The following is a 25,947-nucleotide window of genomic DNA, read 5'->3' on the forward strand; positions in this document are numbered from 1 at the left end:
GAATAAAAACAGTTCTTATCTGATTCGAAAAAGGAAAATGGGAGTCGTCAAATGGAGAAAAATATTAATAAAGTTATTTTAGAAAAAATTCAGAATGACAAAGAAAGCGGAGATAAAATGGTATATTTCCCTTTCGATGAAGAAATTTTTATTGATAAAGATTCAGAACTTCTTCAGGAAAACGATACCATTTGGATTGGCAGCAACGTTAAAATTCACGGCCCCAAACGGAAAGCTGTTCATCCGCCGCATTTGGGCACTCCCTCTATGTTTCCGCCAACTGTTACAGCTAGGCATTTAAGGAATTTTCACCGGGCTTGTGCAGAAGGTGAGGCAACAGTTGTATGTATGGGGGATAGCATCTTATCTGTTGGCGCAGATTTAGTTTCTCCATTTGAGAGCCCGTGGAATACTCTAAGCTCTGTTTTGTCAGCACAGAACCCAGATGCCCGTTTGAAATTCTATAATAGGGCTATAGCTGGCACATCATGGGTGGATATGAATAATGAGCAATATCCTGTGCCTATGTGGTGGGACATTGCAGAAAATAAATCATGGCGCGATAGCATTGTAGAGTTGGCTCCAGATCTATTGTTTTTGTATTCAGGGGGAAACGATCAATACAATTTCAATCAAAAGGCATTCCAAGAACTTCTAAAATTTTTCAAAGAAAATTTAAGTCAGTGTGATATCATTTTGTGTGTCACGTTTCTGCCTTCCACCGCTGCATTGGTAAATGATTATGTAGATAATCATGTTCAGGAAGGCATTATGTTCGTTTCTGAATATGTAAGAAATTATGCTATAGCGCACAATTATGGATATTTGGATTTTGGGCGTTGGCATGCAATGTGCAGGGATGGTGTTGACCCCTGTGCAATTACGTTAACCAAGGTTACCCCCGATAAAAAAACTATTTTGCAGGAGTGGGGCAAAGAAATTAGCCCGATAAAATATTTTATATTCCCTGAAGTACACAATGATAACGGAGTATGCGCCAACGCTTGTACAGATTGGGTATTGTGTTTTACTATAAAAGAAAATCCGCACTCTATTGTTTTCCCACTTTCTTCCGTGGGTGCCGATTTTAGAAGTGGTAGTTCTAATTATGGGGCTTTATTGTTCAATGAAGATAAGATCGTTTTTCAATATGCAGATGGCGTCTCTAATCCGGTTTATTCAATAACTTCCGATATCCATGTTCCAGAATTTCCCCTTACCATCTCAATAGGGGTTAAAAAGAATAACTTGAAGATATCCGTATTAACTAAGAAGAAAAATGGATGGGCTCCATCTATAGATTCAGATTATAGTAATGAGCTGGGTTTTGAGACCATTTTTGAAGGGAATATTGTACGGTTTGGCGGGTCTTATACCCCATACATACATTTCCCTCACCATAGGCCTGCAATGATGATTCATAATCTATGCATCGCTGATACAACGCATATTAATAATAATCAGCGGCGCTTTATGCCTATCGTGACAGACGCTGAACTTTATGAACCATCTTATGCAGCAGGCGGCTCTGGCGCTTATCATATGAATGCGTACGGGGTTATGAAAATATTGGCGCCAGTAATAGAAAACCAGCAGTGGTACAAACCCTGAGGGTAGAATTGTGTATTACTAGAAAGTAAAAATATATGGAGGATTAAAATCCTCCATATATATAAATAATACAGGCTGACAGTTATATTTTAGTTAGTGGTTTTTGTAATATGCAAAGGCATAAACGGGACTTCATCACTATCCAAAATGAAAGCGCGCGTACCGTCAGACGGAGCCAGTTCCCGGAACCCTGCACGTAAATAAACTTCCCGGCATGGTGTGTTGTCTGGTGTTTCCTTAAGCGGGGCCGTAATATCTACTTCGTTTTTGTGTTCAGAACGCAGAAGGTGCACTGCTTCAGCAACAACAAATTCCTCAATTTCCATGCCCAGCACACGGCAACTCATAACGTATTGAACAATCTCTGTGCCCTTAACATAGAGCACCCCAACCAACCCGTAGTCGGTGAATCTATCTTTTACGCGGAAGCACAGGAGCTTCCCGCCCGCTTTCAGGAAATCGGCAACTTCTTCAAAAGACCAACGCTTGCCAGTTGTATTGAACTGGTTGGTCTTGTTGGTCAGTTCCAGAGCACGGCCAAATTCTGGCTGGTCCGTGTTGGTAATGATCGTAAAGCTAACTTCGCAGTTAAGAGAGGCCAGGAAGTCATCTCTGTCCATAGACGAGCGTGTTTCTTCACGGTCTATCTGGCTACGGATCATTTCTTCCCGACGGCTGGATTCCTCTGTAAGGCGCGCCACCTGTGTTTCAGCAGCCCACAAAAGAATGCGGCGGGTAAGATAAGGGTTACCCCCAATAGCTCTGATTTCGGGAAAAGCAGATGTAACAGCAGCGCGCTCAACAGGGTTATCATCTACAAACACAACACTTTTAGGTTTAATGTTGAATTCTTTGCAGATTTCAGAAATGTTTTGCGCTTTCGGGGTCCAGTTGATTTTCACCGATGCAAAATCATCTAGTGAAACAAAGTTTGGATCAACAACGTCTGCCCATCTTTCTTTTACATAGTCATAATCATTTTTGGAGCAGATAGCGACCAAGATACCACGCGCGCGTAGGTGGTGGATTGTTTCCCATATTCCCAAGGGCCAGCCATCCGTACGGGGCCATGGGCGTGCTTCTGGGCGGTAGTGTTCGGCAATCTGCCCACGCCACAATGTATTATCCAGATCGAATATAACGGCCTTAACCTGATCAATCTGCTTTACGCTGCGGTAAGTGCACACGGCTTGGCGGAAAACGGCATCTACAAAGGCATCTCTTTTAACGGGGTAAGACTGTTCCAGCGGAGGAATGGGCTCATTTCTGGCAATGGATCCAAAATCATCCCAATCTTGATATGCCACAGCACCATGAGAGTAGAAGTAGATCATATCATCCAGCACAAATCGTTTTCCGATAGAGCTAGCAACAGCATCTATATCTACAAGGTACGCGTTATTATATTCGGCAACTTTTGAGCTGAGATATTCATTGAGCCGACGTACAAGGGCAGCAATATCGTTCATGCTACCGCGCCCGTGTATGCTGGAAGCGCTGTTCATCTGCGGCACAATGAAGTTGGACACAAAGGCCAACAGCCCATGCTGTTTATTATAGACCATTGCTGCATCCAGCATGACATCAATAACAGCAAAAGCATCTTGCAAGAGTGTATTTGCAAACCCCGCTTCATTAAAGCGGAAGCCCCATATGATACGATCTGTTATGACAGAGCGTAGGGGGATCTGGATGTATTGGAAGTCATATTCCCCAACAGGCGCAGGGGGTGCCGGTGGCAGCACGCTCACAAAGTTATAGGGAACGTAATCAAAGGCAGTAGCTGGGTAGCGCTTCTGAAACTGTTCCAGATAAAGCGCAGTCAGGCATGAACCAATGAGCAGCACCTTTTTAACTTGTGTTGGTGTTACTTCTAGATCGGCAGGGAAAAGGTATTCTGCGTCAGGAATGCCAGAAGGCTGTGCTTGAGCGGGTGCAGGTGCTGGCATAGCAGACCCGGCAGAAGCCTGTTCTGGCGCTGGTATTGGCGCGCTATTGGCCGGATTTTGCTGCAATATAAAATGTGTATTTGGATCTTCAGGCGTGTCTAACAACATTGTTAGAAGGCCGTCCTGATTTTTAACAACCTTTGCGGCACGCCACATCAGTTCTCCATTTTCTTTTAGAAGCAGGAGTTTGTGGTTTTCTATTCTCCAGAAGGTCTCATTAGGATGAGAATAGCCAGTAATCTTCCCATCCGGCGCAAGTTTGAGAGTTGTCGTGAGAGGAGACTGTCCTTCTCCACCAAAAGTCCACGTCATTTCGGTCAGTGACGGAGATAGAACGGCAGATTGTCCGCGGAAAGTTTTGGTTTCTATCATGACAGTCTCGAGGCACCTTAATATTGGAGTTTAGGGCGATACATTACGCCGCAGATGCAGGTAAAAGAGAGAGGATTTTATCTGATATCGCTTTATAGGCTGGGCGGTCAAAATGAGCTCCGCCAAACATGCCATCTTTCGCTAAATCATCTTCAGACCGAACGATATCGTTTACATCAATGTAATCAAACTTATATTTTTCAGCCAGAGGGCGTACAATGGAATTGATTTCAGCAAAAAATTCCAAAAGCTTATGATCGCGCCCAACCGCCTGATTTAGCCCAATGATGATAACTTTCTTTTGCGCGGCCATCATGCGATTGAAAATATAACGCAAATCTTTCAAGAACAGATTTTTGTTAAAACCACCCAGGAAAACAAATTCTTTTCTAAAGAAGTCCCACTGTTCTTGCGAGACGTGTTCTACGCCATATTTATTCACAAGATCATCGTAGGAAACGGACGTATAATCAAACTTATCTTTCGGCCCACCAGGCAGATGATAGGGCAGGCCAAAATGGCCCATTGGCACAATCATGCCTGTGGTTTTGGACTGATAAAGACCGTGGAAAGATTCCTGAGAAAAAGACAGAACATACACATCTGATGTTTCTTCAAGAATATCGGTTTTAAAGCGTCCGTCAGGCATACCGGGAAGATGCGCAATAATTTCCCTGTTCCGATCGTCTTTCAGATCACGCGTGAGGGCAACAAAGCGAGGGGAGGCGATAATTTCCCAACCTTCGTAGGCGTAGTTCAGCTCTTCAAGCGTATCGACTTTTGTGCGCATAGAGGTCATCATCATATCGCATGCGCCGCGAATACACACTTTCAGGCGCTTTGCAGAGGCTGATGATGTTTCTGTTGAAGCATCTACATCTTCAACAACTTTAATCCAGTCAACAATCGGATCTTCAAGTTTGGAGCCTACTTTGCCTTGAATAGGCACGCGGCGTTTCCCCAACTTCTGCCATACAAACTGTTCTACCCCCATGTTCATTGTGCGGCAGGAGAACAGGAAGTGCAGAAATTCATCCTTGCGTGAAAGGTAAAATCCACAGATGCCGTAGTTCCCGTAGGCATCGGCAACTTTTACATAGCCAACATCTGTATCAAAATCGGCTTCCACTTCTTCCCTAAAGCGCAGACGTGCTTCTTCAATATCTTCTGGCCACCGGTTCTTGGTGAAATTGAGCTGGTTTGTCCGGTTCACAAGATCATGAATACGCGGGAACTCGGCTTCAATATCGGAATGGAAGCTGACGCGAATATCGCTTTTACGCAAGAAAGCTTCATTATCGCCGTCAGTGGCAGCCATATCCTTGTGCTTAGATTCCAGAACCTGATAACGCTTGAGGCGGCTATGCTCTGGGTCTGGTTTGCCTTTAAAGCGTGGGTTATCCAGCAAGGTTTCCAGAACATCGGGTTCAGCCACGTTGAGTTCTGGCACAAAATGCTTGGCTTCGTTCAGATTTGTAACGTTATCATCAACGAACATCACTGTTTCTGGGCGAAGCTGGATTTTTTCGATAATGTCCTTAACCAGCGGCCCTTTCGGGCCCCATGAAATACGTGGGAAAACAAAATCGTCCCATATACCAAGCTGTTCTAGGCGCGCCTTAACGTCCTCAAACGTATTGCGTGAGCAAATGGCATTTACAATGCCTCGGCCATTCAATGTTTTTACAATATCAACATTACGCTGAATGGGGGAGATTTCCCCTTCAGAGAGAGTGCCTTCCCAGAAGGTGTCATCCAAATCCCAGATAACAAGCCGAATGCCTTCTTCCTTTGCCTGAGTAGAAGAAGACGCATGATCTTTTTTAGCAGAACTAGGCTTCTTGGGCGCGGGCGCGGAAGCAGGAGCAGCAGATTTCTTAGGCTGTGCCGAAATAGCAGGTTTAGGCTCTACCGGAAGGGAAGGGGCAGGGAGTTCGCTCATTAAAACAAGCCGAGGCGGAATGTTTGCTTTTTCTGCCTGAAGCGCGAAGAAAACCCCCCATTTCGGATCGTTATGAGGAAAACTGATCAGGGTAATAGAGTCCTGATTGTTAAATATTCCTTCAAATTTCCAGATCATTTTCCCATGGATATCGAAAATCTCTAAAAGATCTCCAGTCAATTTCCATGAATGTTCGTTGGTATGTGTGTAATCTTTGATGAGACCATCAGATCCAAATCGAAGAGAAGTCGTGAGAGGAGGATGGTTAAGAGGTCCCCAAGTCCATGCTGTGGATTCAAGTAATGCTTTGGTTACCTTAAAATCAACTGCCACGGTTACCTCTCATCTAAACTAATTTCTTCATATTATCGATATTACAATTGGTATACTGTAATTCAGTAGAGACCGAAAGTTGCAAAAAAAAACTGCCCTCTTTTCAGAGAGCAGTTTTCTTGAAACTGGTGATACGGCAAGTTTATTGCCGTATCGATGGGTTGAAAGGACTTAGAAGTCCATACCTCCCATACCACCCATGTCAGGGCCGCCAGCCGGAGCAGCTTTCTTTTCCGGGCGTTCAGCAACCATGGCTTCCGTGGTGATCAGCAGGCCAGCAACAGATGCTGCATCCTGCAGAGCCGTGCGGACAACCTTGGCCGGGTCGATAATACCGGCTTCAACCAAGTTCTTGTATTCGCCAGCCTGAGCGTCGAACCCGAAGTTGTAGTCGCTGTTTTCTAGCACCTTGTTTGCAATCACAGCACCGTCTTCACCAGCGTTGTGAGCGATCTGGCGCAGAGGAGCCTGCAGAGCGCGGCGGATGATGTCACCACCAACGCGCTGGTCATCGTTGTGGTAGTGCAGGCCTTCCAGCTTCAGCGTAGCGCGAGCCAGAGCCGTGCCACCACCCGGAACAATGCCTTCTTCCACAGCAGCGCGGGTTGCGTGTAGGGCATCGTCAACGCGGTCTTTGCGTTCTTTCACTTCCACTTCGGTGGAACCACCAACGCGGATCACGGCAACACCGCCAGCCAGTTTGGCCAGACGTTCCTGCAGCTTTTCGCGGTCGTAGTCGGAAGAGGTTTCTTCGATCTGTGCACGGATCTGCTTAACGCGACCCTTGATGTCATCGGCTTTGCCAGCACCATCAACAATGGTGGTGTTTTCTTTGTCGATGTGCACCTTCTTGGCGGTGCCAAGCATGTTCAGGGTAACGGTTTCCAGCTTGATGCCCAGATCTTCGCTGATGACCTGACCACCCGTAAGGATAGCAATGTCTTCCAGCATAGCTTTGCGGCGATCACCAAAGCCCGGAGCTTTAACAGCAGCAATTTTCAGGCCACCACGCAGCTTGTTGACAACCAGAGTTGCCAGAGCTTCACCGTCAACGTCTTCTGCAATGATCAGCAGCGGACGGCCGGACTGAACAACAGATTCCAGCAGCGGCAGCATGGGCTGCAGGGAAGACAGCTTCTTTTCATGGATCAGGATGTAGGGGTTTTCCAGATCCGCTGTCATCTTTTCCGGGTTCGTCACGAAGTACGGAGAGATGTAGCCGCGGTCAAACTGCATGCCTTCAACAACATCCAGTTCTGTCTGGAAGTGCTTGGCTTCTTCAACCGTGATCACGCCTTCGGAGCCAACTTTCTGCATGGCTTCGGAGATCATCTGACCGATTTCAGATTCACCGTTTGCAGAAATTGTACCAACCTGAGCGGTTTCCGCCGGGGTGGTCACTTTCTTGGCGTTTTTCTTCAGCTCTTCGATAACAACGGCAACAGCCTTGTCGATCCCGCGCTTCAGATCCATCGGGTTCATGCCAGCGGCAACTGCCTTATGGCCTTCACGCACGATAGCCTGAGCCAGAACCGTAGCCGTTGTGGTGCCGTCACCAGCAATATCATTGGTTTTGGATGCTACTTCACGCAGCATCTGAGCGCCCATGTTTTCGAACTTGTCAGCCAGTTCGATTTCCTTGGCAACGGAAACACCGTCCTTGGTAATGCGGGGAGCACCAAAGCTCTTATCCAGCACCACGTTACGGCCTTTGGGACCCAGCGTTACTTTTACAGCGTCAGCCAGAATATCCACACCGCGCAGCATGCGCTGGCGTGCGTCTGCACCAAACTTTACGTCTTTGGCAGCCATTGAATTTCTCCTGTGAAGATCGTTCTGAAATTAAAATGCGGATCAGCGCAAAATCAGGCGGTTACCACGCCCATGATGTCGCTTTCCTTCATGATCAGCAGCTCTTCGCCGTCGATCTTCACTTCCGTGCCGGACCATTTACCAAACAGGACGCGGTCACCAGCCTTAACATCAAGCGCCACAATCTGGCCCTGTTCATTCCGGGCACCCGGACCAACACCAATCACTTCGCCTTCCATAGGCTTTTCCTGAGCTGTGTCAGGAATAATGATCCCGCCAGCGGTCTTCTGTTCGCCTTCGAGGCGACGGACAACTACCCGGTCGTGTAAGGGACGAAACTTCGTCATTATGGATCGCTCCACATTCATTTTTGGGATGGTGCCCTTAACAGAAAGCAGCCCCATCCGCTTTGTCGCGCGTAACATAACGCCGCGTTACGTTAGCACTCCCACCCCGGGAGTGCCAGAAAATGAGATAGGTCTGCCCAAAGGCAGAGTCAAGGAATGTGGATAAAGTTTCTTTTTGCTGTAACCTGAGAGCACATAGGAGGTGCTCATATGGGTCATATCACAACACTTCAGGCTGCGGACGGACATGAGTTTTCCGCATGGGAAACCGAAGGCAGCCATCATCCTTACACACTTGTGGTGCTTCAGGAAATTTTTGGTGTGAACCACCATATCCGGCAGGTATGCGAAAACTTTGCCAAGGCAGGATTCCACGTGATTGCGCCAGCCTTGTTTGACCGCGTGCAGCGTGGGGCGGAACTGGATTATTCCGCAGAAGGCGTGAAAGAGGGCCTGGCATTGCGGTCGCAGATCCCGCTTGCCAAAACATTACTGGATATTCAGGCAGCCACTTCAGTGCTCAAGCCTCGTAAAGTCGGCATTATCGGTTATTGCTGGGGTGGTACACTGGCTTGGGAAGCCGCATGCAGAACAGATGATTTTGCGGCTGCTGTTGGCTGGTATGGGGGTGGTATTGCCGCCAGCCGGAACGAGACTCCGCGCTGCCCGGTACAGCTCCATTTTGGTGAACAGGATGCAAGTATCCCGCATACCGATATTGCAGCTATTCGGCAGGCGCATCCGGAAGTTGAACTTTACGTGTACGACGATGCAGGGCACGGATTTGGTTGTTCGGAAAGAAGCTCTTTTAATGCCAAAGCTTATCAGGAAGCGCAGGAACGCAGCATTGATTTCCTGAAAAGCAACATGAATCCGTAGGCCTATTTCCCTGTCCCAGCTGTGGTCGGTTAGCGAATTATGATTGACAATTGCGGCTGGTCATGGGGGGATGGGGTATATCCTGAACCGCACACGGTGTGCAGCAGGACAAAACGTTGAGAAGAACAAGGACTATCCCGCTCATGCCGACCGGTACAGTAAAATGGTTTAACGCCACCAAGGGTTATGGCTTTATTGCCCCAGATGATGGCGGTAAAGATGTGTTCGTGCATATTACCGCAGTACAGGCAGCGGGTTTGCGTGGCCTGAATGACGGACAGAAAGTTTCTTTCGATCTGGTTGAAGAACGCGGCAAGCAGGCTGCAACCAATCTGAAAGTAGATTGATTTTTCAGGCAGGGCCGATCAGTTTTGATCGGCCCTTTCTGTATCTGCCAAAAAGGCAGCAAGTTCTCGTGCTGTGTCTGCTAACCCAAGGCGGCGGACTTCCACCCCTTCGGGAAAAGCACTGAGCAAGCGGGTAGGGGTGCGCCTGTCTAACAAGACAAAGACCCCGCGATCAGACTGACGGCGAATAAGCCGGCCAAAGGCCTGACGTAACCGTAGGCGTGCAATCCGTTCATCAAAAGATTTCGGGTCACCTCCAGAAAGGTGAATCCGGCGTTCACGATGCAGAATATCTGGCCGGGGCCACGGCACGCGTTCAAAGGCCACCAGCCGTAGCGCATTTCCGGGCACATCCACGCCATCGCGCATGGCATCCGTGCCTAGCAGGCAGGCGTGTTCTTCTGTCCGAAAAATATCGACCAGCGTATTGTTGTCCATCGCATCTACATGCTGGGCATAAAGCGGCAGACCGTTTTCTTCCAGTGTAGGCGCAATACGATCGTACACACCGCGCAAGCGGGAAATGGCCGTAAACAGCCCCAAGCCCCCACCGCCAGATGCTAAGAAAAGCGTGCGGAATGCGGCTGCCAGATCAACAATGCTGCTGTTGTCTATGTCCGTTACAATATAGGCGCGCGTCTGGCGGGCATAATCAAACGGGCTGGCCAGACTGGCACGCAGAGGAGGTGAGGGAAAGTGATTAGCCCCGGTGCGTGCCTCGGCGGCTTCCCATGCCTGTTCTGCGTTATCGCTATCTGGTTCGTTCGTTTGCTGGTCACGCAAGGTGGCTGATGTAATCAACATACCCTGTGCAGGTATGGCCATGATGCCAGCAAACGGAATGGTGGGGTCTAGCCAGTGGCGATAAAGGCCCACATCCTGCTCTCCCATGCGCTGTTTTTCGCGCCGCTCAACCCGGATGAAGTGCACGTGGGAAGGTGTGGTATCGGGCTCAGGGGGTGTGTCCAGTGCGCTCAGCATGGCAATCCACGCATCCAGCCGAGAGATAGCTCTGCGGCGTAAGGCGCGCGTCATGGCCTCTATGCGCCCGCGAGTTGTGGAATCCAGCGTTTCGGCATCTTCTTCCAGGCGTGCGTGCAGGCGCTCCACTAAGGTGCGCAAAGGTTCAACAAGACGTGTTAAGGCGCGGGCCAAAAGATGCCCAGCTTCTGCCAAGTCTGGCACCAGAGGGTGCAGATCACATTCAAGGGCAGCATAAACGTGCTGTTTTCCGCCTTCCTGTGTTCTGGCAAGAGCCTGCTGCCGCAGTAGCCGTAGAAAAACTTCTGTAGGATTTTCCAAAACCGGCTGAGGAGCTTCTGGTTCAAGCGGAAACAGCCCGATATCTTCTGGGGGTTCTGGCGGCGGTGGTTCATCCGCCTGTTCTTGCCCTAATCGTGAAGACCAGCCGGGAGCAGGAAGGGCGGTTGCTGCCATAAGCGCCGCTTCCAAGGGTGTTTCCAGTTTAGGATGGCCAACAACCAGATCATCCAAACGGCGCTTTAAGCCGCGCGCGCGAGAACGCCTGCCTTCTGCGCCTAACAGCCAACGCCGTAGCTCGGCGGCTTCTAGCCCTGAAAGCTCGGCAGAAAAGGCGCTATCTGCGGCATCGGCCAGATGATGGCCTTCATCAAATACATAGCGGGATGGGGCAGAGGGATCATCCGTTTCATCTGCATCATCACTCATACCTGCCTGTGCGTAGGCAGCCTGCGCCATAACAAGAGCGTGGTTGGCAATCACCAGATCAGCTTCACGCGCGCGGCGGATAGAATGTTCAACAAAGCAATTCTGATAATGGGCACACGCGCCGTGAATACACTCACCGCGCCTGTCTGCCACGCCTATCAGATTCCCTTGGCCGAATAGATCACCAAACCAGCCGGGCAGGTCTCCGCCAAACAGATCTCCATCTGCGGTGGCCAAGCCCCAGCGGGCCAGCATGATAAGGGCGATGGTAATACCAGCCGGGCGAGAGGCCGCAGTGTTAACGGCTTCTTCCATGTTCAGCAGGCACAAATAATTTTCCCGCCCTTTGCGCAGCACAACGCGTTGCCTGTGTGTGGCCTGATCTGGGTAGAGCCTACGGGTTTCCTGCTCAATTTGCCGTTGTAGGTGGCGCGTATAGGTGCTGACCCAAACAGCCCCCTTGTTCCGTTCTGCCCAAAGGCTGGCGGGAGCAATGTAGCCTAAGGTTTTGCCAGTTCCTGTGCCAGCCTCTGCCAGCACAATGGCGGGGTCTCCACGCACATTGCGTGGCTCAAACGCTCCGGTAGCAACTGATGCGAAGTCGGCTTGTCCGGCGCGGATTTCGGCATCCTCGCCCAGCATTTTGGTAAGCTGCTCGCGTGCTTCTACGGGGGAAATGGGGTGAGATGCAGGCGGAGGGGGAAGGGGTGCCTCCTCCCATTTTGGCAAAAAACGCCAGATACGCAGAGCATCCCCTGGCTGAAGCATTGTTTCAGGTAATCTGCCTTGCGGGGTGAGTTTGTCATGCAGCCCCAAGGTTTCGGCAACTGTACCGCTCCAAATCCATCCAGCTTGACCCAACCTTACGGTGAGAGCGGCAAGATGCTCTGCTGTTGCGCCGTTGTTCTGGCGTGCCAGATTGGTAAGGAGAAGAGAAAGAAGGCGAGGAAGAAGATCAGCCTCTGCCGCGCCTATGTCCTCATCCTGCATGCCTAAGGCTAATGCCAAACCGCGTGGGGTAGGGGCTACAGGTGTGGCGGGATGCACAAAGGCAAACAATTCTAGCAGATCCAGCCACGGTGCAGGTTGCCCCGGAGGCGGTAAATCTAACCGCCGCGCCAATGCTGGCGCATGAATAACAAGCGGGCTAGGCATGTTTTGCAGGTTTTGCCTGACATTCTGCGCAGACAAATGGAGAACCTCTCCATCTTCCGTAAGAAGGGAATAGGCTCCCTTATATGCAACCAGTGCTGGGGCATCGTAAGCGGAGGGGAAGGATGTCTGCATGATAAATACTAGATGATCCATTCCGGCGCGGAATGCCAGAGCTAGAAATCAAAAAGCAACATATGAAGAACAAAAAAGCCCGCCTCACTTTAAATGAGGCGGGCTGTTTAGATAGTAATCCGGGGCAGAAGATTTAGTTGCCGTCTTTAAGGCTATCTGCCACCACTTCCAGAAGTTTGCTGTGCAGGTTGCCGTTGCCAGCAACAATCATGACATCATCAGGCAGATCATCCAGATCAACGCCTGCGGGGTCTGTTGCCTGGCCGCCAGCTTCACGCACGATAAGGGCACCGGCAGCGCAATCCCACGGTTTGATGCCGAATTCCCAGTAACCTTCGTAACGTCCGGCAGCTACCCATGCCAGATCAAGCGCTGCGGCACCAAAGCGGCGCACACCAGCAACACGCGGCATAAGGGCACCCAGCACGCGTGCAAACGGCAGGCGCATACGTGCAGGCACCTTGGCGAACGGAATACCTGTGGCAAACAGGGATTCCTGCATGTCACGCCGTGCGGATACACGGATACGCCGTTCGTTCAGATAGGCACCGGTGCCTTTTTCTGCCCAGAACATTTCACCTGCTGCCGGGTTATAAACCAGCCCTGCGGCCAGTTCGATGCGCCCATCTGGCAGGCGGCGCTGCAAGCCAATGGAAATAGCCCAATGCGGAATGCCGTGCAGGAAGTTGGTGGTGCCATCCAGCGGGTCTACCACCCAACGCCATGTCCAGTTATCGCTGCCGGATTTGCCGGATTCTTCCATGAAGAAGGCATAGCCGGGGCGGGCGCGTTCCAGCTCTTCCCGCAGGGTCTGTTCTGCGCGTAGATCAGCTTGGGAAACAAAGTCTCCCGGCCCTTTGATGCTGACTTGAAGCTGCTCGACTTCGTTAAAATCGCGCAGGAGACGCTTGGCCGCCTTCTGGGCTGCTGTTTGCATCACCATCATGACGGGGGAGAGACGCATGGCCACTGTAGTTTTGTCCTGCTCTGGAGAGAAAAACGGAAGGGATCAGTCTTTGGCGCGTTCGACGTAGGAACCGTCTTCCGTCCGAACCACAATACGTTCACCCGATTCAATAAAGGGCGGTACCATGGTTTTGACACCATTGGAGAGTTTTGCTGGCTTGTAGGAGGAAGAGGCTGTCTGGCCTTTTACAATCGGGTCTGCTTCCACAACTTCCAGCGTAACCTGCGGTGGCAGATCGATACCAACCGGGTCACCTTCAACCAGATGCAGGTTGATGGTCATGTTATCCTGAATGAACGGAGCCTGATCACCCAGCAGATCCACAGGAACTGTTAGCTGGTCATAGGTTTCCGGATCCATCAGAACCAGCAGTTCGCCATCGGTGTAAGAATACAGGTATTCCTTGTCTTCCGTCATCAGGCGTTCAACGCTATCAGCGGTTCGCCAGCGTTCGTTGGTTTTGTTGCCGGTTTTCAGGTCGCGCATTTCAACCTGAATGAATGCTCCGCCCTTGCCGGGGGTGATGATCTGCTGTTTCAGCACCGTCCAGCGGCGGCCATCATGCTCAATCACCTGACCGGCTCGGATCAGGTTTGCCTGCTGTTTCATAATTCGTCCCTGAAAGGAATGTCCATTAAGGATGGGGCTTGTACAAGCCTGACGCCCGAAGAGCAAGTTTACTGCGTTTGATATATCGTGTTTTCTCCCGCTGGACAGGGTGGCCATATCCTGTTTATAAGGCGGCAGGTCCTCAGATGGATGAATTGAGGATGGGTGTCCGAGTGGTTTAAGGAACTGGTCTTGAAAACCAGCGTACGGGGAACCGTACCGTGGGTTCGAATCCCACCCCATCCGCCAGCACTTTATTTTATCCCATAAAAACAAGGCACTTTATCCAATGTGTGCCAATCCGTGTTTTGTGTGTGCCAATTATTCGATCTTGATCATGGCCTCTTGAGCTAGGCGTTTCTGCTCCACAGCGCGGGTATATCTTTCCACCTCTGATAGAGTCTTGTGTCCTGTGATGGATGCGATCTGGTGCGCGGTGCAGCTGGCTTCTGCAAGCAGTCTAGCTGCTGCTTTGCGCAACCCATGTGGGCTGCATCCTTTGGGTAATCCGGCTTCCTGACACCATTCCGATAGCTTGCCATATTTTGTGGTAAGAAATGCTCTAGCGCTGACATTACGGTAGTCAAAATCTTACGGTCTCGTCGTCATTCTCGTTGCTGCAAGCAGACACTTGGTGGCGGTGTAATCGGTGTTTTGATGGGATAAATTTAAGCAAAAGTCTTTTTGGAATGTTTTCAATATAGATCAACTGTTTAGAGTATGTTTGGTTGTTCTCGAATTGATGAATTTAACGGATTATTCATTAACTAAGCCATAAAATAACTTGATTCAAAGTGTCAGATAACTTTTATATGCCGCAAGACATGGCGATGTTTTTCTCGGTCAGAAATGAGCAGAAAACGCTAGTAGGCGACTGAGTTGGCTAGTGAACAAAACATTGTCTCTTGAGAAAAAGAGATGTGTCAGGATTGCTTGTCTGTGTGTAGTTTGGAGCGAGGAGTTTATAACTTATGGGAATTCTGGGCAAAGGCGGAAAGACAAACCGTTTCATTGCTACGAAGCGCCTAGGCTTCAAGGGAATGCGGCAAGTGATTTCTATCTGTGAGAACCCTCCAAAGGCAACTCCGGAACTGGTGAAGTTAATGGCTAGAGTTAAGGCATCTAAGAACGTAGCTGCTTAATTTAACGATAATTGACCAGTTATGACTACCGAGCATGAAGATGCCTCTCGTTTTTTGTCGAATGAGTTTTATGAAATTTTCCCTCTTTCAAGAAGTACCTTGAGAGAGGGTTTTTCTTGTGGGCGACCAAGAATTGATAATTTCTTTGCGAAATCCGCCTTAGAGAAAAATGATAAAAATCAAGTAAAAGTCCATGTTGCTGAACTATTGGAAAATGGACAAAGGACAAATCGGGCTATAGGATTTTATTCGGTTTGTGTTCGCACTATAGGGTGCAAAAAATTCAAGAAGAGAATACAAAAGATATTTCAACACTATGGTGGCGTTCCTGTTGTGTATTTGTCGATGATTGGCGTTACAGAAAGTTTTGCAGGCAAGGGAGTGGGATCATATCTTTTAGCTGATGCTTTAAATAGGAGCCTTAAAGTATCGAAAGATGTAGGTATACATGGGGTCGCGTTAGACGCAGCTACTTCGCATTTAGTAGACTTTTATGAAAAATTTGGGTTTGAGTTGCTAGAAAATGAAGAAGATGAGCGAACAATGTTCATTTCTTGTGCGCAAATTGAAGATGCATTGGCGCAGGCTGCTTGAATATCAGTAATTGAGTGGCCATCCTCAAAACATAAATTATGTAATGTGTTTTGTTTCTCACGAAGCTACAAAGCTTTTATTGGCGCTATGATCTGTAATTAAGATCAAAGAATGCGAACTCAAATATGTGCCAATTATTCGATCTTGATCATGGCCTCTTGAGCTAGGCGTTTCTGCTCCACAGCGCGGGTATATCTTTCCACCTCTGATAGAGTCTTGTGTCCTGTGATGGATGCGATCTGGTGCGTGGTGCAGCCGGCTTCTGCAAGCAGTCTAGCTGCTGCTTTGCGTAACCCGTGTGGGCTGCACCCTTTGGGCAATCCGGCTTCCTGACACCATTCCGAAAAATTGTTATAAAATCCGTTCACAGAAAACGGCTTACCATACTCTGTGGCAAGGAATGTTCCTGCACCGACATCCTGCCAAGCATTCAGTTCTGCCTGAAGTTTCGGATGAATGGGTATATCCAGCTTTGCACCAGTTTTCTGCTGCGTGACCTTAATGCTTCCGCCAGACACATCATCTGGGCGCATGCGCACAACATCGCTTCTGCGCTGGCCCGTATATAATAATAAAGCAAATGCCAGACGCTGCTTTGTGCCTGTAGGCCAATGCGACTGATATTTCTCAATCTCTGCATCAGACCAAGAATGCAGCCCCTTGGATTTTATTTGCAGGCGCTTAATACCCACGGCAGGGTTATCATCACGCCAGCCAATATCTATGGCATAGTCCAGCATCATGCTGAGAATGCTTAATATGCGGTTAGCTGTTGTGGGGCCTGCTTCTTCATATTGGCGCATGATGAAGCGAATATTTTGCGGAGCCATATGCTTGACCGCGCCTTGAGCGCAATCCATTGCAGCTATTCTGTTCAGAAGCCTATCATATACCTGTTTCGTGCTCTGTTTGATGGTTTTATATTTGTGGGATGTTTTCCACTGCACGATAAGGTCAAGCAAGCTGCCTTCAATCGTTTTAGACTTCTGCACTTCTATCTTTGGGGCGTCCCCATTCAGGAGGCGCAGATATTCGGTATAGAAATCTGGGCTGGATGGATCTGGCAGCTTAGCCTGCTTATGCCCCGGCTTTCTGAGATAATAACGAGTCTTCCCATTGCGGCCGGGGAACTTGTGAACGTATTTCAGGCGTATGATTGTCACCTGAATTTATCCCAGAAATTCTGTTCGTGAGAATCCGTTGATTTCCCTGACATACGATCAATAAAGCTGTTTAATTCCTCTACATCGTAGCTAATGCGCTTCGGCAGCACCCTTACACCTTTTACTTGCGGCGCTACTTGCTCCCTGAATGTGGTTACAGACATACCCATGTATGAAGCCGCTTCCTTCATGTTGAGAATACGGCGGGTAGGTGCTGCAATCATTCCTCTCATCATGCTTCCAATCCTTCAAAAAACCATGTCAGCGGCACGTCCAGTGCGGTGGCGAATGTGGGCAGGAGCGTTGCCTTTATGGCGTTCTTGCCGGTTTCATACTTCTGCATCTGCTGGTATGTGCAGCCTATGGCGTGGCCTAGCTGTTCCAAGCTCATGTGCAGTTCATGACGGCGCTGGCGGATGCGAAAACCCAAGCGTTTATCATTACGGATACGCTTTGGCGCTTCCACCTGTGGTGGTGGTGCGTAGGTGCCTAGAAGCTGCTCCAGATCTATCTGTGCAGAAGTAGGAACGTGTTTCCGCATATGCCGATAACTGACAGCACAATCCACAACATGGTGAGGCGCTGAGAGGGTGCAGGGTTGCGCATTGATGTTTCCTACGCTGCCAAACATTTTCTGACCTCACGGCGGATAATTGGATATTCCTGCCGTGCCGTTTCTGTAAGGGCACAGTACCAAAATCCGTCTATTCTGATGCGCCGCACCAGTTTTCTGGCTGCAAGTTGAGCAGATGCTGATGCCACTGTTTTGCTATGGGTGAGGTATCCATCCGGCTGCGCAGCCAATATGGAAAGCGCCACAGCCTGTTTGCGGGTTAATGCTTGGTGGTTGAGCATGGTGCTGCTTCTTTAGGAAATTCGCCTTGTCCGCATTGGATGCCTGCATTCACAGTTTCAACGAAATCTTCCGTATTTTTGAATGTTGGAGCGAAACAAGAAGTAAAGCCAAATATAGTTGCCGCAGCTAAAACAATATCACCCGGATTATTTCCGCTTGCAGATATGGCGGGACGGTATCCCTCATTCTCTATTACATTCATTACTGCTGCCAGACTGAAATTGGCATCTTGTGGGGCAGATTGGATATGCACCTTGAATTCCGCATAAGTTTTGTCCAACTCGCGGAGCGCCTGTTCTTTTTTGTCGATCATTATGCTGCCCTCACTTCACCCAGAATGAAGTCCTGAATCCGTGCCATAGGGGTGCGGCGCTTGGCGTAGCCTATGCGCAGGGCGGTATCTGCAATATCCTGCTCGGCTTCCATTGCGGCGGCCATGTCTTTGACCAGGGAAAGCATGGCCAGCTTTTCTTTGCTGTCCACATTGCGGTGGATGAGCTGCTCTAGCTGCGTGCGGGCAGCCTGAAAGGCGTGATTGTTCATTTGATATAGCTTTCGAGGATATTGGCGCGGGTATAGAGAAGCTCGGCTTCTTCACGGGCATGGTGCGCAAGCTTGCGCCATGATTCCGCGCCATAATGGTTTTCACTGGCCTTACATGTGCGGTGATAGGTTTCCAGCACGATGGAATGAGACATCAGGGCATCAGCCTGCACGCGGATAAGCGCAGCGCGGCGATGTATTGATTGTGCTGTTTTGAATGAGCTGAGAGGCGCAGGGCAGGGAATGGCGTTCATGCTGCCTGCTCCCTGCGGCGGTACACCACGTTAAGCGCAAAGTGCAGCCGCGTGCCGTAATCCATGTGCGCGGTTTTTATATTCAGATTGCGCCTGAGCGTGCCCAGATCTTCCAGCACCAGCCGGATATCTGCTTGCACCATGGTAGCCAGATCCAGCGGGCAGACACGGGCGTGACATACGCGCAGCAGCTGCCTTGTTTTGTCGTAAATGTTATTTTTGGAGGCCAGACTGGTAGGCTTGGAACTTTCAATTACGCGCTTGATGATGCGTTCGATATTCCGGCTCTCATCTACTGAGAACTGATACCGTTCTGTCCGATTAGGCTGATGAACCATCTTGCTTCTCTTTGAAGGGGAAGCCTGTTGCCAGACTCCCCCAACTTTTTCCATTCTTGGCGCGCCAACAGACCCAAGAAAGGAAAAACGCTATGTCAGACGAAATAGATACAACTATTGAGGCGGCTCTTATTCAGGCTGCTGCAACACTAACAGCTTCTCAACTAAGTGCTCGTTCTGCTTCTGGTAGTGATCCAAGCGCTGAATACGAGCACTCTAAGGTTTCCAGTGAGTTTTATAACCTTTTGGGGCGCTTGAAATCAGATTACCCAAAGCCAAAATAGTATCTAACGCCTAACATCTAAACTATAGACCGTGCCTATTATTCTGTTTGTTGGCTGGGCACGGCTGCATTCTTGCGCAATTCAGCAATGGAAGCTGTTACCAGTTTTTCCACACACTCACGGATACGGAGCAGGTGGTGGGCATCTGGATCTTTTTCGATAAAAAATGATGCGGCATACCGCGCTAAACTGAGCGCTGCCCGCTTGCGCTGATCCCTGAGCGCATCACCATTACGAGATGCGGCGTCTGTTCCGCTTTCAGCTTCCTGCGTGATGGAATAGGGCACACGGATTTCTTTGGGGAATGGCCCTGTGCGTTCTTCTACCAGCACAAAGCCGCCATCGGCTTCTTCAATTTTGTATCGTGTATTCGACACGGTTTTTCTCCACCACGGGTTGTGATGGAGAATATGTGTCTAATCAGCACAAAATTAGCAAGGAAAAATTGTGTCTTTAGGGCACATTTTTTTCAGGGTTTGAATTAATGCATTGATATTGCATTTTTACTCGCCCCTCTAAACATGTGCCAAATGCATTTCGCTGAAAGCAGTCTGTTTCTACACCGTCAAAAATTTCAGCCTTAGAATATCCCCAAGCCATACACCGCTTTAACGCTTTATCATTAGCTGCTGCCATATCAACATTAGGCTTTTGGAAGTATCCGTATTGGTATCCAAGGGTAACAACTCCATCAGATTTACTGCCGCCAGTTACCAATGGTGTAATATTTGTAGCGCAACCAGTAAGAGATATAATAAATGTAGATAGTATTGTGAATTTAAGCTTTGAAGGAATCATCATTTTCTCATTTCATAATTTAAACATCGCCTAATAAGTAAATCTCCTCTAATATTTTATTGAATTAGGGATATACAATGTCAGACAATATTAGCTTTAAGCAATCCACTGACCATCGACATAAACACTCGCCTTTGTCCGTCGCCCATCTCTCTCCAGAGCTCAATGAGGGCTTTTTCTTCAATGCTATACGGGCCCTCACCATTAAGTTGCGGGCCAGAAAACGGCGTAGGCGCGCCTTTATAAAGATAGTCGATGGAAACATCATAAAAGTCAGCGAGTGAGGCTATTATTGAAATAGTTGCATTCTTCTCGTTATTTTCCAAGCGCGAGAGATATGCTCGGTCAATATCTACAGCAGCCGCTACATCAATTTGATTGAGTTTGCGTGCTTTGCGTAGCTCTCTTAATCGATGTCCCATTGTGTTTGCCATGTGCGGATAATGGCACATCTGTGGTTTTTCCGAGTGCCCTACATACACAATCATAGTTGACAATATATGTGTCTGTGGGGCACACAATTTTCTATGGATATGAAAGAGATCATTGCAAAGGCTGGTGGATGTTCTCGTTTGGCATCAAGCCTTGGGCTTAAGTCACATGCGACCGTGCTTCGGTGGAAAAAGGTTCCTGATAAATACATCGTAAGAATTGAAGCTACCTTTGGCATTCCCCGTGAGGAACTGCGTCCAGATCTCTTTGCTAAGCATGAAAGCACTGGAGTTGCGGCATGACTGATTCCCATGAAACCAACCATGCCGCAGGCCCCGGAAGCCGTCACGCGGATGGTGTCCGGAGCTCAGGCCTAAGCAATGAGCAAGCCCTGCGCAAATGGGCCTTGCAGACAATTCTGCTCAGCCCGCACCCCATGCCTTCATCATGGGCAGATTTAGAACGTGGGGCATCGCGCTTGATTGCGTTTGTGGAAACTGGATCTTCAGTTCTTCCAGAGTTCGTCTCTCGCCAAAATACTTCCTTTTTCAGCCGGGGCGTTGAGGCCGGGAATAAGGATGTTAGCTCCTTTAAGGGCGCTCAAAATTTTGGATTGCGTTTCTTCCAGTTCGGAAATGCAGCGTTCCAGTTCTTCCGTAGTCGGCTTCATAAGAGATCGTCTCCATTTTCTGGTGTGAACAAGCAAAAAATGGACGATGGCGGGCGGCATGACAACGTGTCGCCCGATTCCTCCGCTGGATATCCAGCATGATCCCGTTTTCCCATCGCTTTCTGGCGTCTATCAAAACAGCCACAAAACGTGCGGTTGAGGCCGTGGGGGATTTTCGTGCTGCGGCCGGTTTTACGCGCGTGCAGAAATCTCAACTAGAGGCCTATGCCAGCAGGCATCAGCCAACCGTTATTCCACTGGATATTGCCATAGATCTGGACAGATGTGCCGAGCAGCCCATTCTGCTTTCAGAAATGGCGCACGCGCTGGGCTATGTTGTGCTGCCCATGCACGTTGGCCCCGGTGATTTTGGCCGGGATATGAGCGAATACAGCATGGTTTCGGGAGAAATGGTCTCCACCGCTATCCGCATTCTGGAAGATGGTGTGATTGACCCCCAAGAAGCCGACGAAATTGCCCCCAAAATGGCAAAAACCAAGCATGTGCTGGAGCGGGCTCTGGCCCGTATTCATACCATCCAGCAGCTGGGCAAGCCTTTCCTTGTGAAGGGTGAAAGCCACGCTGATGGCTGACGTGTTTTTTGATCTTGAGGCGGTGTATTCATTTTTGAATACACGCGTGCGCAAAGCCGGTGGCAATTCAGCTTTTGCACGCATGATGGGCCTGAATGACAAAACACTGTCAAACATGGCCAATGCACGCCGCAGGCTGAATGATCAGCTGCTGGCAGCGTTGGGCCTGGTTGAGGTTGAACGGTATGTGGATGTGGATGGAAACATCCTGCCCATGCTGGAATTGTATTCAAAACTGAATACAGCAATAAGGCGGGCTGGCGGCAATTCGGCTTTTGCGCGGTTGCACGGCCTAAACGACAAACACCTTTCCAATATGATGAATGACCGCAGGCGGCTTTCCAAAGCATTGCTGCGCGTTGTCGGTATTAGGAGAGCAAAGCTGTACATGTATGCGGCAAGGAGCGCGGCAGCATGATATGCCCCAATATTGCGGAATTTGACCGCAGCCAAATACCATCACCAAAAACCTTGCGTTCAGCACCATGCGAAATGCGCGGCGTGCTGGACAAGCTGCTGGATGCGCTGAAGGAAATGCGTTCTTGTGTGTTCCGTGCTGGCACACTGGTTTTGAATGATGCGGAAATTGCCAAACAGGCCGGATTGCAGGCCGATGAGCTGGAACGCAACCTGCCGCAGATGATTGCCCGTGGCATGCTGGCGCGTGATGATGAAAACGCGCTGTTCAGCACAGTCATGTATGATCGGCTGCTACGGCGTGAGGAACGCGCTGCCCGCACAGCCACAGCAGATGCAGACTGGCAGCAGAAGCAGGAAAGCGGTGATGTGCCGCCTGGTCTAAGCCGCAAAGCTATGTCAGCCCGTGAAAACGGCAAAAAGGGCGGTCGGAAACGCAAAGGCGAGTCAGACGAAGAATATTACGCACGCAAGGAGCGGGAACAGGCAGCGCATCGTGCTCAGCAGAACATGATGATGCCTATTCCGGGTGGAAATGCCGCAGCACAGAAACCCACGCAAGAAACCCAACAGGTTTCGGTTTCGGATAATCTGGGTTCCGTGGGTTCTGCAGTAGAGAAGAGTAATAATATATATAAACCTAATTCTTCCTCTACTGGCGAAACCCAAAACCCAGAACCCAGCATTCCCGACGCCGATATCAATCGGGTTGCTTGCAGCATTATCCAGGCTTTTGATGAAAACCGGAAAGATCAGGCCCTTCATGCAAAGCGTTATGCCAAGGAATGGCTTAATGCCGGGGCTTCTGAAGATCTGATTATCCGCACAATTCATGAAACGGTGCAGAAATATCGTGATCTGGGGAAAAAGGTTGAGCATCTGGGCGGGTTTGTGAAGCCAATGGCAAATGCATTGGCCAATCAGGAGTTGGATGAAGTGAGGGGTGAAGCCAAAGCGCCCATAACGGCAGATCCGCTCGTGGCTTTTGCGAAGCACCAGTATGCAGAGGCTCAAAAATGCTGGTCGGGCCTTTGGCATCTGCATAACAGAAACATGGAAAAGGCCGATGAAGCATTCATTACTTCTGCAGTTCAAAAGGGTTTCCCGCCGCTGCTTCCCAGAGGGGAAGAAAGTGCTTACGTCGAATACTACCGTAAAAACCCACCGCAAATGGAAGCAGCAGCGGCATGAGTGGGTGTTTCCGAAAGCTTTTGAGAAATCTACGGTTGCAGGCCGAAGGTAAGCCGAACCTGATTGATGCAATGGAAGATCTGCGGGCCAAGTTGGCCCAGGAACAAAAACGGCGTGCAGAGGCTGAACTGGAAATCACCACTCTGCAACGCCGCCTGTTTGATTACGAGAATGACCGTCCCCGTGATGCCATAGGAAGATATGCACAAAAACGCGGGGCTGCAACATGCAAGAATTACCTCCCACGCCGGAGCGCCTAGATAAAGGAGATATCACCAGCGTCTATATTGAAGATCCGGTTAGTAAATCAGATCTGCCGCGCCTGCGTTCATCGGGCGCGGTTTATGCGTTGCAGAAGTCTGGCACGTTGTCAGATGCGCAAGTTGCAGCAGCAGAACAGTGGGCGCTGGATTATGAAACCGGCCTTTTAGGTGCGCAGGATCCAGACGCATCCAAACAATGTGGAAAGCCAGATCCTGAAAACGCCTTGATTGCGCGTATTCGTGCAGCTGACCGCTGCCGATATATTCGGAAGCATATGGGGCCGCTAGGCGAGAAGTTTTTAACGGATTTAATGGTGAACGGTCTTTCTGTGCAGAAAATGTCTGAAAAACACGGCAAGCGGCGTGAACGCATAGCCGGTGCCATTGATTTCTGCCTGGAGCAGCTGGCTGACCTTTATACAGATATGCCAGGGGATCTCTGGTTCAATAAATAGTTGCTTGCGGCAGCTTTCGCGTTTAAATTGTCAAAATAGTCGAAGTCGTGTGTCCATCTGGGCCACGGCTTTTTTTGTATCTTCTGAAAAGCTGAACGCATGAAACACTGGCAGAAGATCTGCCGTGGTGCTGTTCTGCTGCGCGGGAAGAAGATTGTTCTGGTTGTTTCGGCAGATGGAAATGTGGCGCATTGCGTGCGCATGCTTCCAGATCGTCTGCCACGGCATCGGGCTGATGTGATTTTGCGGGCCGTTGGTGGCCTGAAAAATACGGTTGCCCGATGTGATGCCCTTGCATGCGAAAAATATGGCCACCTGCAATCGCTGCGCAAACTGCCAGCGGGTGCGGTGTATGCTGAGCACGACATGCAGCGCATTGATGCCGCGCTACGCAAAGAACATGCTTCCCGCACGGTGGAAGAGTTGCCACCCGGCGTGATGGAAACAACATGGCGCGGGCCAAAATGGGGCGATTGCGGCCGCAAGGTTGGCGGCGCTCCATCCGATTAAACGAAACCCCCGGCTGTTCGAGCAGCGCGGGGGTTTCTTGTATCCACCCCTTGCAATGACCAAGAGGAAGATGTGCCTCATCATAACAGAGGGCGCGTAAAACTGTACAGTTTTAAAGGAGGGCCGAACATGGAATATGATGGGCCTATGCCGCGCATGATTTCGATCAGCATTGCTATCGCAATCAGTTCAATCGGCATTGCCTCTATTCTGTTTGGATTGGCGCAAGTTATTCACGCAATCAAACTGCCATAAAAGGCGTCATGATAACGCGGTATTATCTGACACGGCATACCTGCCGAGGTGTCAGATAACCCGCAGAACACCCCCTAAACCCGTCAGATAATCTCTGTTATCTGACGGTTTTTGAGGGTTGGAAATGACCCGATAATATAGGGAAATCAAATGGTTAGCGGTGATCAGCCCAGATCGACCGCGCCAGCAGTGCCGGATGAGGGCATTCACCGTGCGGATCTTCCGCTGGTCAAAACGTGGCTGCACAACCGCAGCAGCAACACGGTGCGGGCCTATCGCACCAACGTTGCGGAGTTCGCCCGTTTTGTTGCCAAGCCCATGGCAGATGTTGCCCTGGCTGACATTCAGGCATGGAACGACAGCATGGCCGATGCGGCGGACAGCACGCGCCGGCGCAAGATCAGCGCCGTGAAATCGCTGCTGACCTACGGCCACAAGCTGGGCTTTCTACTGCAGGATGCAGGCGCTGCGTTCCGCATGGAGCGTGGCCGCGACAATCTGAACGAGCGCATTCTTTCGCGCCAGCAGGTGTTGGCCATGCTGGCAGGTGAGAAGGATCCGCGCCGCCATGCGTTGCTGGCGCTGCTTTACGGCACCGGCCTGCGGATTTCAGAAGCCTGCGCGTTACGCTGGCGCGATATGACACGCCGCCAATCGGGCGGCATTGCAACGGTTTTCGGCAAGGGTGGCAAAACCCGCCATGTGCAGGTTTCACCATCGTTGTGGAAAGAGATCGCGGCTGTGCGGTCTGATGTCGGGCCTGATGCGCCCGTTATCCCCGGCCACGATGGCGGCCCGCTTCATGAACGCGCTGTGGATCGCGTTGTGAAGCGGGCCGCAAAACGAGCGGGCCTGCCGCCTGATGTCTCTGCTCACTGGCTGCGCCATGCTTTTGCGTCACACCAGTTGGACGCGGGGCAGCCGGTGCATTGGGTGCAGGCCCAGCTCGGCCACAGTTCGCTGGCCACGACAACACGATACAGCCACGCCAGCGCAGACGCGGCGGGCGCTGACCTTCTGGCCTGACGCCAACCGGCGCGGGCGT

At 50.0% G+C, this 25,947-nt stretch carries 33 protein-coding genes, 1 tRNA gene and 1 pseudogene; 16 read left to right on the top strand and 19 right to left on the bottom strand.

What is annotated here, in order from left to right; all coding sequences use genetic code 11:
• Positions 1-51 precede the first annotated feature (51 nt).
• A complete protein-coding gene (locus QQM41_RS09900; RefSeq protein ID WP_160256994.1) occupies positions 52-1,611 on the top strand; it encodes an SGNH/GDSL hydrolase family protein in 1,560 nt (519 codons plus the stop codon).
• Between the two features lie 89 nt (positions 1,612-1,700).
• On the opposite strand, the gene QQM41_RS09905 is transcribed toward QQM41_RS09900, so the two are convergent.
• The 4 genes from QQM41_RS09905 to groES form a co-directional block, all read right to left on the bottom strand.
• The gene (locus tag QQM41_RS09905) at positions 1,701-3,932 is read right to left on the bottom strand and encodes an HAD-IIIC family phosphatase (protein ID WP_339077026.1); all 2,232 of its coding nucleotides are present in this window, start codon (positions 3,930-3,932) and stop codon (positions 1,701-1,703) included.
• A 43-nt stretch (positions 3,933-3,975) separates the two neighbouring features.
• Positions 3,976-5,874 (bottom strand): HAD-IIIC family phosphatase, encoded by a 1,899-nt coding sequence (locus QQM41_RS09910; protein WP_339077027.1) that lies wholly within the window; start codon positions 5,872-5,874, stop codon positions 3,976-3,978.
• Between the two features lie 504 nt (positions 5,875-6,378).
• The gene (gene groL, locus QQM41_RS09915) at positions 6,379-8,019 is read right to left on the bottom strand and encodes a chaperonin GroEL (RefSeq protein WP_003625762.1); all 1,641 of its coding nucleotides are present in this window, start codon (positions 8,017-8,019) and stop codon (positions 6,379-6,381) included.
• Between the two features lie 53 nt (positions 8,020-8,072).
• On the bottom strand, positions 8,073-8,366 hold the full coding sequence (groES, locus tag QQM41_RS09920; protein ID WP_339077028.1) for a co-chaperone GroES: 294 nt from the start codon (positions 8,364-8,366) through the stop codon (positions 8,073-8,075).
• Between the two features lie 210 nt (positions 8,367-8,576).
• Here groES and QQM41_RS09925 point away from each other — a divergent pair, with 210 nt between their 5' ends.
• Entirely contained in the window at positions 8,577-9,245 is a 669-nt protein-coding gene (locus QQM41_RS09925) for a dienelactone hydrolase family protein (RefSeq protein WP_339077029.1), read from the top strand.
• Between the two features lie 143 nt (positions 9,246-9,388).
• Positions 9,389-9,592, top strand: a complete 204-nt coding sequence (locus QQM41_RS09930) for a cold-shock protein (protein WP_003625755.1) — start codon at positions 9,389-9,391, stop codon at positions 9,590-9,592.
• Between the two features lie 18 nt (positions 9,593-9,610).
• Here QQM41_RS09930 and QQM41_RS09935 read toward each other — a convergent pair whose 3' ends face one another.
• From QQM41_RS09935 to efp, 3 genes are all read right to left on the bottom strand, one after another.
• The gene (locus tag QQM41_RS09935; protein WP_339077030.1) at positions 9,611-12,589 is read right to left on the bottom strand and encodes an ATP-dependent DNA helicase; all 2,979 of its coding nucleotides are present in this window, start codon (positions 12,587-12,589) and stop codon (positions 9,611-9,613) included.
• A 112-nt stretch (positions 12,590-12,701) separates the two neighbouring features.
• Positions 12,702-13,532 carry an inositol monophosphatase family protein gene (locus QQM41_RS09940; RefSeq protein WP_080587156.1) on the bottom strand — a complete coding sequence of 277 codons (831 nt, stop codon included), beginning with the start codon at positions 13,530-13,532 and terminating at the stop codon, positions 12,702-12,704.
• Positions 13,533-13,577: 45 nt separating this feature from the next.
• Positions 13,578-14,144: an elongation factor P gene (gene efp, locus QQM41_RS09945; RefSeq protein ID WP_050820223.1), complete on the bottom strand. Its 567-nt coding sequence runs from the start codon at positions 14,142-14,144 to the stop codon at positions 13,578-13,580.
• 159 nt (positions 14,145-14,303) lie between these two features.
• Between efp and QQM41_RS09950 the strand changes: the two genes are divergently transcribed.
• A tRNA-Ser gene (locus QQM41_RS09950) sits at positions 14,304-14,393 on the top strand.
• A 72-nt stretch (positions 14,394-14,465) separates the two neighbouring features.
• Here QQM41_RS09950 and QQM41_RS09955 read toward each other — a convergent pair.
• Positions 14,466-14,627, bottom strand: a pseudogene (locus tag QQM41_RS09955) (hypothetical protein); the annotation flags it as partial.
• A 680-nt stretch (positions 14,628-15,307) separates the two neighbouring features.
• Between QQM41_RS09955 and QQM41_RS09960 the strand changes: the two are divergent.
• Complete coding sequence (locus QQM41_RS09960; RefSeq protein ID WP_339077031.1) at positions 15,308-15,880, top strand: GNAT family N-acetyltransferase; 573 nt, start codon at positions 15,308-15,310, stop codon at positions 15,878-15,880.
• 134 nt (positions 15,881-16,014) lie between these two features.
• On the opposite strand, the gene xerC is transcribed toward QQM41_RS09960, so the two are convergent.
• From xerC to QQM41_RS10000, 8 genes are read right to left on the bottom strand one after another with little or no spacing between them, the layout of a single operon-like run.
• Positions 16,015-17,043 carry a tyrosine-type recombinase/integrase gene (xerC, locus tag QQM41_RS09965; protein WP_339077032.1) on the bottom strand — a complete coding sequence of 343 codons (1,029 nt, stop codon included), beginning with the start codon at positions 17,041-17,043 and terminating at the stop codon, positions 16,015-16,017.
• Positions 17,040-17,279, bottom strand: a complete 240-nt coding sequence (locus tag QQM41_RS09970; RefSeq protein ID WP_038506117.1) for a hypothetical protein — start codon at positions 17,277-17,279, stop codon at positions 17,040-17,042. Before QQM41_RS09970 ends, xerC begins: the two co-directional genes overlap by 4 nt.
• Positions 17,276-17,674: a helix-turn-helix transcriptional regulator gene (locus QQM41_RS09975; RefSeq protein ID WP_339077033.1), complete on the bottom strand. Its 399-nt coding sequence runs from the start codon at positions 17,672-17,674 to the stop codon at positions 17,276-17,278. Before QQM41_RS09975 ends, QQM41_RS09970 begins: the two co-directional genes overlap by 4 nt.
• Positions 17,659-17,898 carry a hypothetical protein gene (locus tag QQM41_RS09980; RefSeq protein WP_064776350.1) on the bottom strand — a complete coding sequence of 80 codons (240 nt, stop codon included), beginning with the start codon at positions 17,896-17,898 and terminating at the stop codon, positions 17,659-17,661. The genes QQM41_RS09975 and QQM41_RS09980 overlap by 16 nt, the downstream gene beginning before the upstream one ends.
• Positions 17,877-18,212 (bottom strand): hypothetical protein, encoded by a 336-nt coding sequence (locus QQM41_RS09985; RefSeq protein WP_339077034.1) that lies wholly within the window; start codon positions 18,210-18,212, stop codon positions 17,877-17,879. Before QQM41_RS09985 ends, QQM41_RS09980 begins: the two co-directional genes overlap by 22 nt.
• Complete coding sequence (locus QQM41_RS09990; RefSeq protein WP_339077035.1) at positions 18,212-18,442, bottom strand: hypothetical protein; 231 nt, start codon at positions 18,440-18,442, stop codon at positions 18,212-18,214. The genes QQM41_RS09985 and QQM41_RS09990 overlap by 1 nt, the downstream gene beginning before the upstream one ends.
• Complete coding sequence (locus QQM41_RS09995; protein WP_064776347.1) at positions 18,439-18,696, bottom strand: hypothetical protein; 258 nt, start codon at positions 18,694-18,696, stop codon at positions 18,439-18,441. Before QQM41_RS09995 ends, QQM41_RS09990 begins: the two co-directional genes overlap by 4 nt.
• Positions 18,693-19,034, bottom strand: a complete 342-nt coding sequence (locus QQM41_RS10000; RefSeq protein WP_339077036.1) for a hypothetical protein — start codon at positions 19,032-19,034, stop codon at positions 18,693-18,695. The genes QQM41_RS09995 and QQM41_RS10000 overlap by 4 nt, the downstream gene beginning before the upstream one ends.
• Positions 19,035-19,126: 92 nt before the next feature.
• Here QQM41_RS10000 and QQM41_RS10005 point away from each other — a divergent pair, with 92 nt between their 5' ends.
• Positions 19,127-19,318, top strand: a complete 192-nt coding sequence (locus QQM41_RS10005; protein ID WP_339077037.1) for a hypothetical protein — start codon at positions 19,127-19,129, stop codon at positions 19,316-19,318.
• A gap of 38 nt (positions 19,319-19,356) precedes the next feature.
• Here QQM41_RS10005 and QQM41_RS10010 read toward each other — a convergent pair whose 3' ends face one another.
• The 3 genes from QQM41_RS10010 to QQM41_RS10020 all read right to left on the bottom strand — a co-directional run bounded on the left by QQM41_RS10010 (position 19,357) and on the right by QQM41_RS10020 (position 20,538).
• Positions 19,357-19,695 carry a hypothetical protein gene (locus tag QQM41_RS10010; protein WP_339077038.1) on the bottom strand — a complete coding sequence of 113 codons (339 nt, stop codon included), beginning with the start codon at positions 19,693-19,695 and terminating at the stop codon, positions 19,357-19,359.
• A gap of 76 nt (positions 19,696-19,771) precedes the next feature.
• Positions 19,772-20,119, bottom strand: coding sequence for a YecR family lipoprotein (gene yecR, locus QQM41_RS10015; RefSeq protein WP_339077039.1), 348 nt, complete (start codon positions 20,117-20,119; stop codon positions 19,772-19,774).
• Positions 20,120-20,196: 77 nt separating this feature from the next.
• Positions 20,197-20,538 carry a helix-turn-helix transcriptional regulator gene (locus QQM41_RS10020; protein ID WP_339077040.1) on the bottom strand — a complete coding sequence of 114 codons (342 nt, stop codon included), beginning with the start codon at positions 20,536-20,538 and terminating at the stop codon, positions 20,197-20,199.
• Between the two features lie 111 nt (positions 20,539-20,649).
• Between QQM41_RS10020 and QQM41_RS10025 the strand changes: the two genes are divergently transcribed.
• The 10 genes from QQM41_RS10025 (at position 20,650) to QQM41_RS10070 (ending at position 25,928) form a co-directional block, all read left to right on the top strand.
• The gene (locus QQM41_RS10025) at positions 20,650-20,850 is read left to right on the top strand and encodes a YdaS family helix-turn-helix protein (RefSeq protein WP_339077041.1); all 201 of its coding nucleotides are present in this window, start codon (positions 20,650-20,652) and stop codon (positions 20,848-20,850) included.
• Complete coding sequence (locus QQM41_RS10030; RefSeq protein ID WP_339077042.1) at positions 20,847-21,320, top strand: hypothetical protein; 474 nt, start codon at positions 20,847-20,849, stop codon at positions 21,318-21,320. The genes QQM41_RS10025 and QQM41_RS10030 overlap by 4 nt, the downstream gene beginning before the upstream one ends.
• A complete protein-coding gene (locus QQM41_RS10035; RefSeq protein WP_339077043.1) occupies positions 21,317-21,811 on the top strand; it encodes a hypothetical protein in 495 nt (164 codons plus the stop codon). The genes QQM41_RS10030 and QQM41_RS10035 overlap by 4 nt, the downstream gene beginning before the upstream one ends.
• The gene (locus QQM41_RS10040; RefSeq protein ID WP_339077044.1) at positions 21,804-22,229 is read left to right on the top strand and encodes a hypothetical protein; all 426 of its coding nucleotides are present in this window, start codon (positions 21,804-21,806) and stop codon (positions 22,227-22,229) included. The genes QQM41_RS10035 and QQM41_RS10040 overlap by 8 nt, the downstream gene beginning before the upstream one ends.
• Positions 22,226-23,419 carry a hypothetical protein gene (locus tag QQM41_RS10045; RefSeq protein WP_339077045.1) on the top strand — a complete coding sequence of 398 codons (1,194 nt, stop codon included), beginning with the start codon at positions 22,226-22,228 and terminating at the stop codon, positions 23,417-23,419. Before QQM41_RS10040 ends, QQM41_RS10045 begins: the two co-directional genes overlap by 4 nt.
• Positions 23,416-23,679, top strand: a complete 264-nt coding sequence (locus tag QQM41_RS10050) for a hypothetical protein (protein ID WP_339077046.1) — start codon at positions 23,416-23,418, stop codon at positions 23,677-23,679. Before QQM41_RS10045 ends, QQM41_RS10050 begins: the two co-directional genes overlap by 4 nt.
• The gene (locus QQM41_RS10055) at positions 23,646-24,137 is read left to right on the top strand and encodes a hypothetical protein (protein ID WP_339077047.1); all 492 of its coding nucleotides are present in this window, start codon (positions 23,646-23,648) and stop codon (positions 24,135-24,137) included. The genes QQM41_RS10050 and QQM41_RS10055 overlap by 34 nt, the downstream gene beginning before the upstream one ends.
• Positions 24,138-24,236: 99 nt before the next feature.
• Positions 24,237-24,647 (top strand): hypothetical protein, encoded by a 411-nt coding sequence (locus tag QQM41_RS10060; protein ID WP_339077048.1) that lies wholly within the window; start codon positions 24,237-24,239, stop codon positions 24,645-24,647.
• A 129-nt stretch (positions 24,648-24,776) separates the two neighbouring features.
• Positions 24,777-24,902 carry a hypothetical protein gene (locus QQM41_RS10065; protein ID WP_339077049.1) on the top strand — a complete coding sequence of 42 codons (126 nt, stop codon included), beginning with the start codon at positions 24,777-24,779 and terminating at the stop codon, positions 24,900-24,902.
• Between the two features lie 150 nt (positions 24,903-25,052).
• The gene (locus QQM41_RS10070) at positions 25,053-25,928 is read left to right on the top strand and encodes a tyrosine-type recombinase/integrase (RefSeq protein ID WP_339077050.1); all 876 of its coding nucleotides are present in this window, start codon (positions 25,053-25,055) and stop codon (positions 25,926-25,928) included.
• Positions 25,929-25,947 lie beyond the last annotated feature (19 nt).

Source organism: Acetobacter sp. AC2005 (assembly GCF_037901235.1).
Taxonomy (GTDB): Bacteria; Pseudomonadota; Alphaproteobacteria; order Acetobacterales; family Acetobacteraceae; genus Acetobacter; species Acetobacter oryzoeni.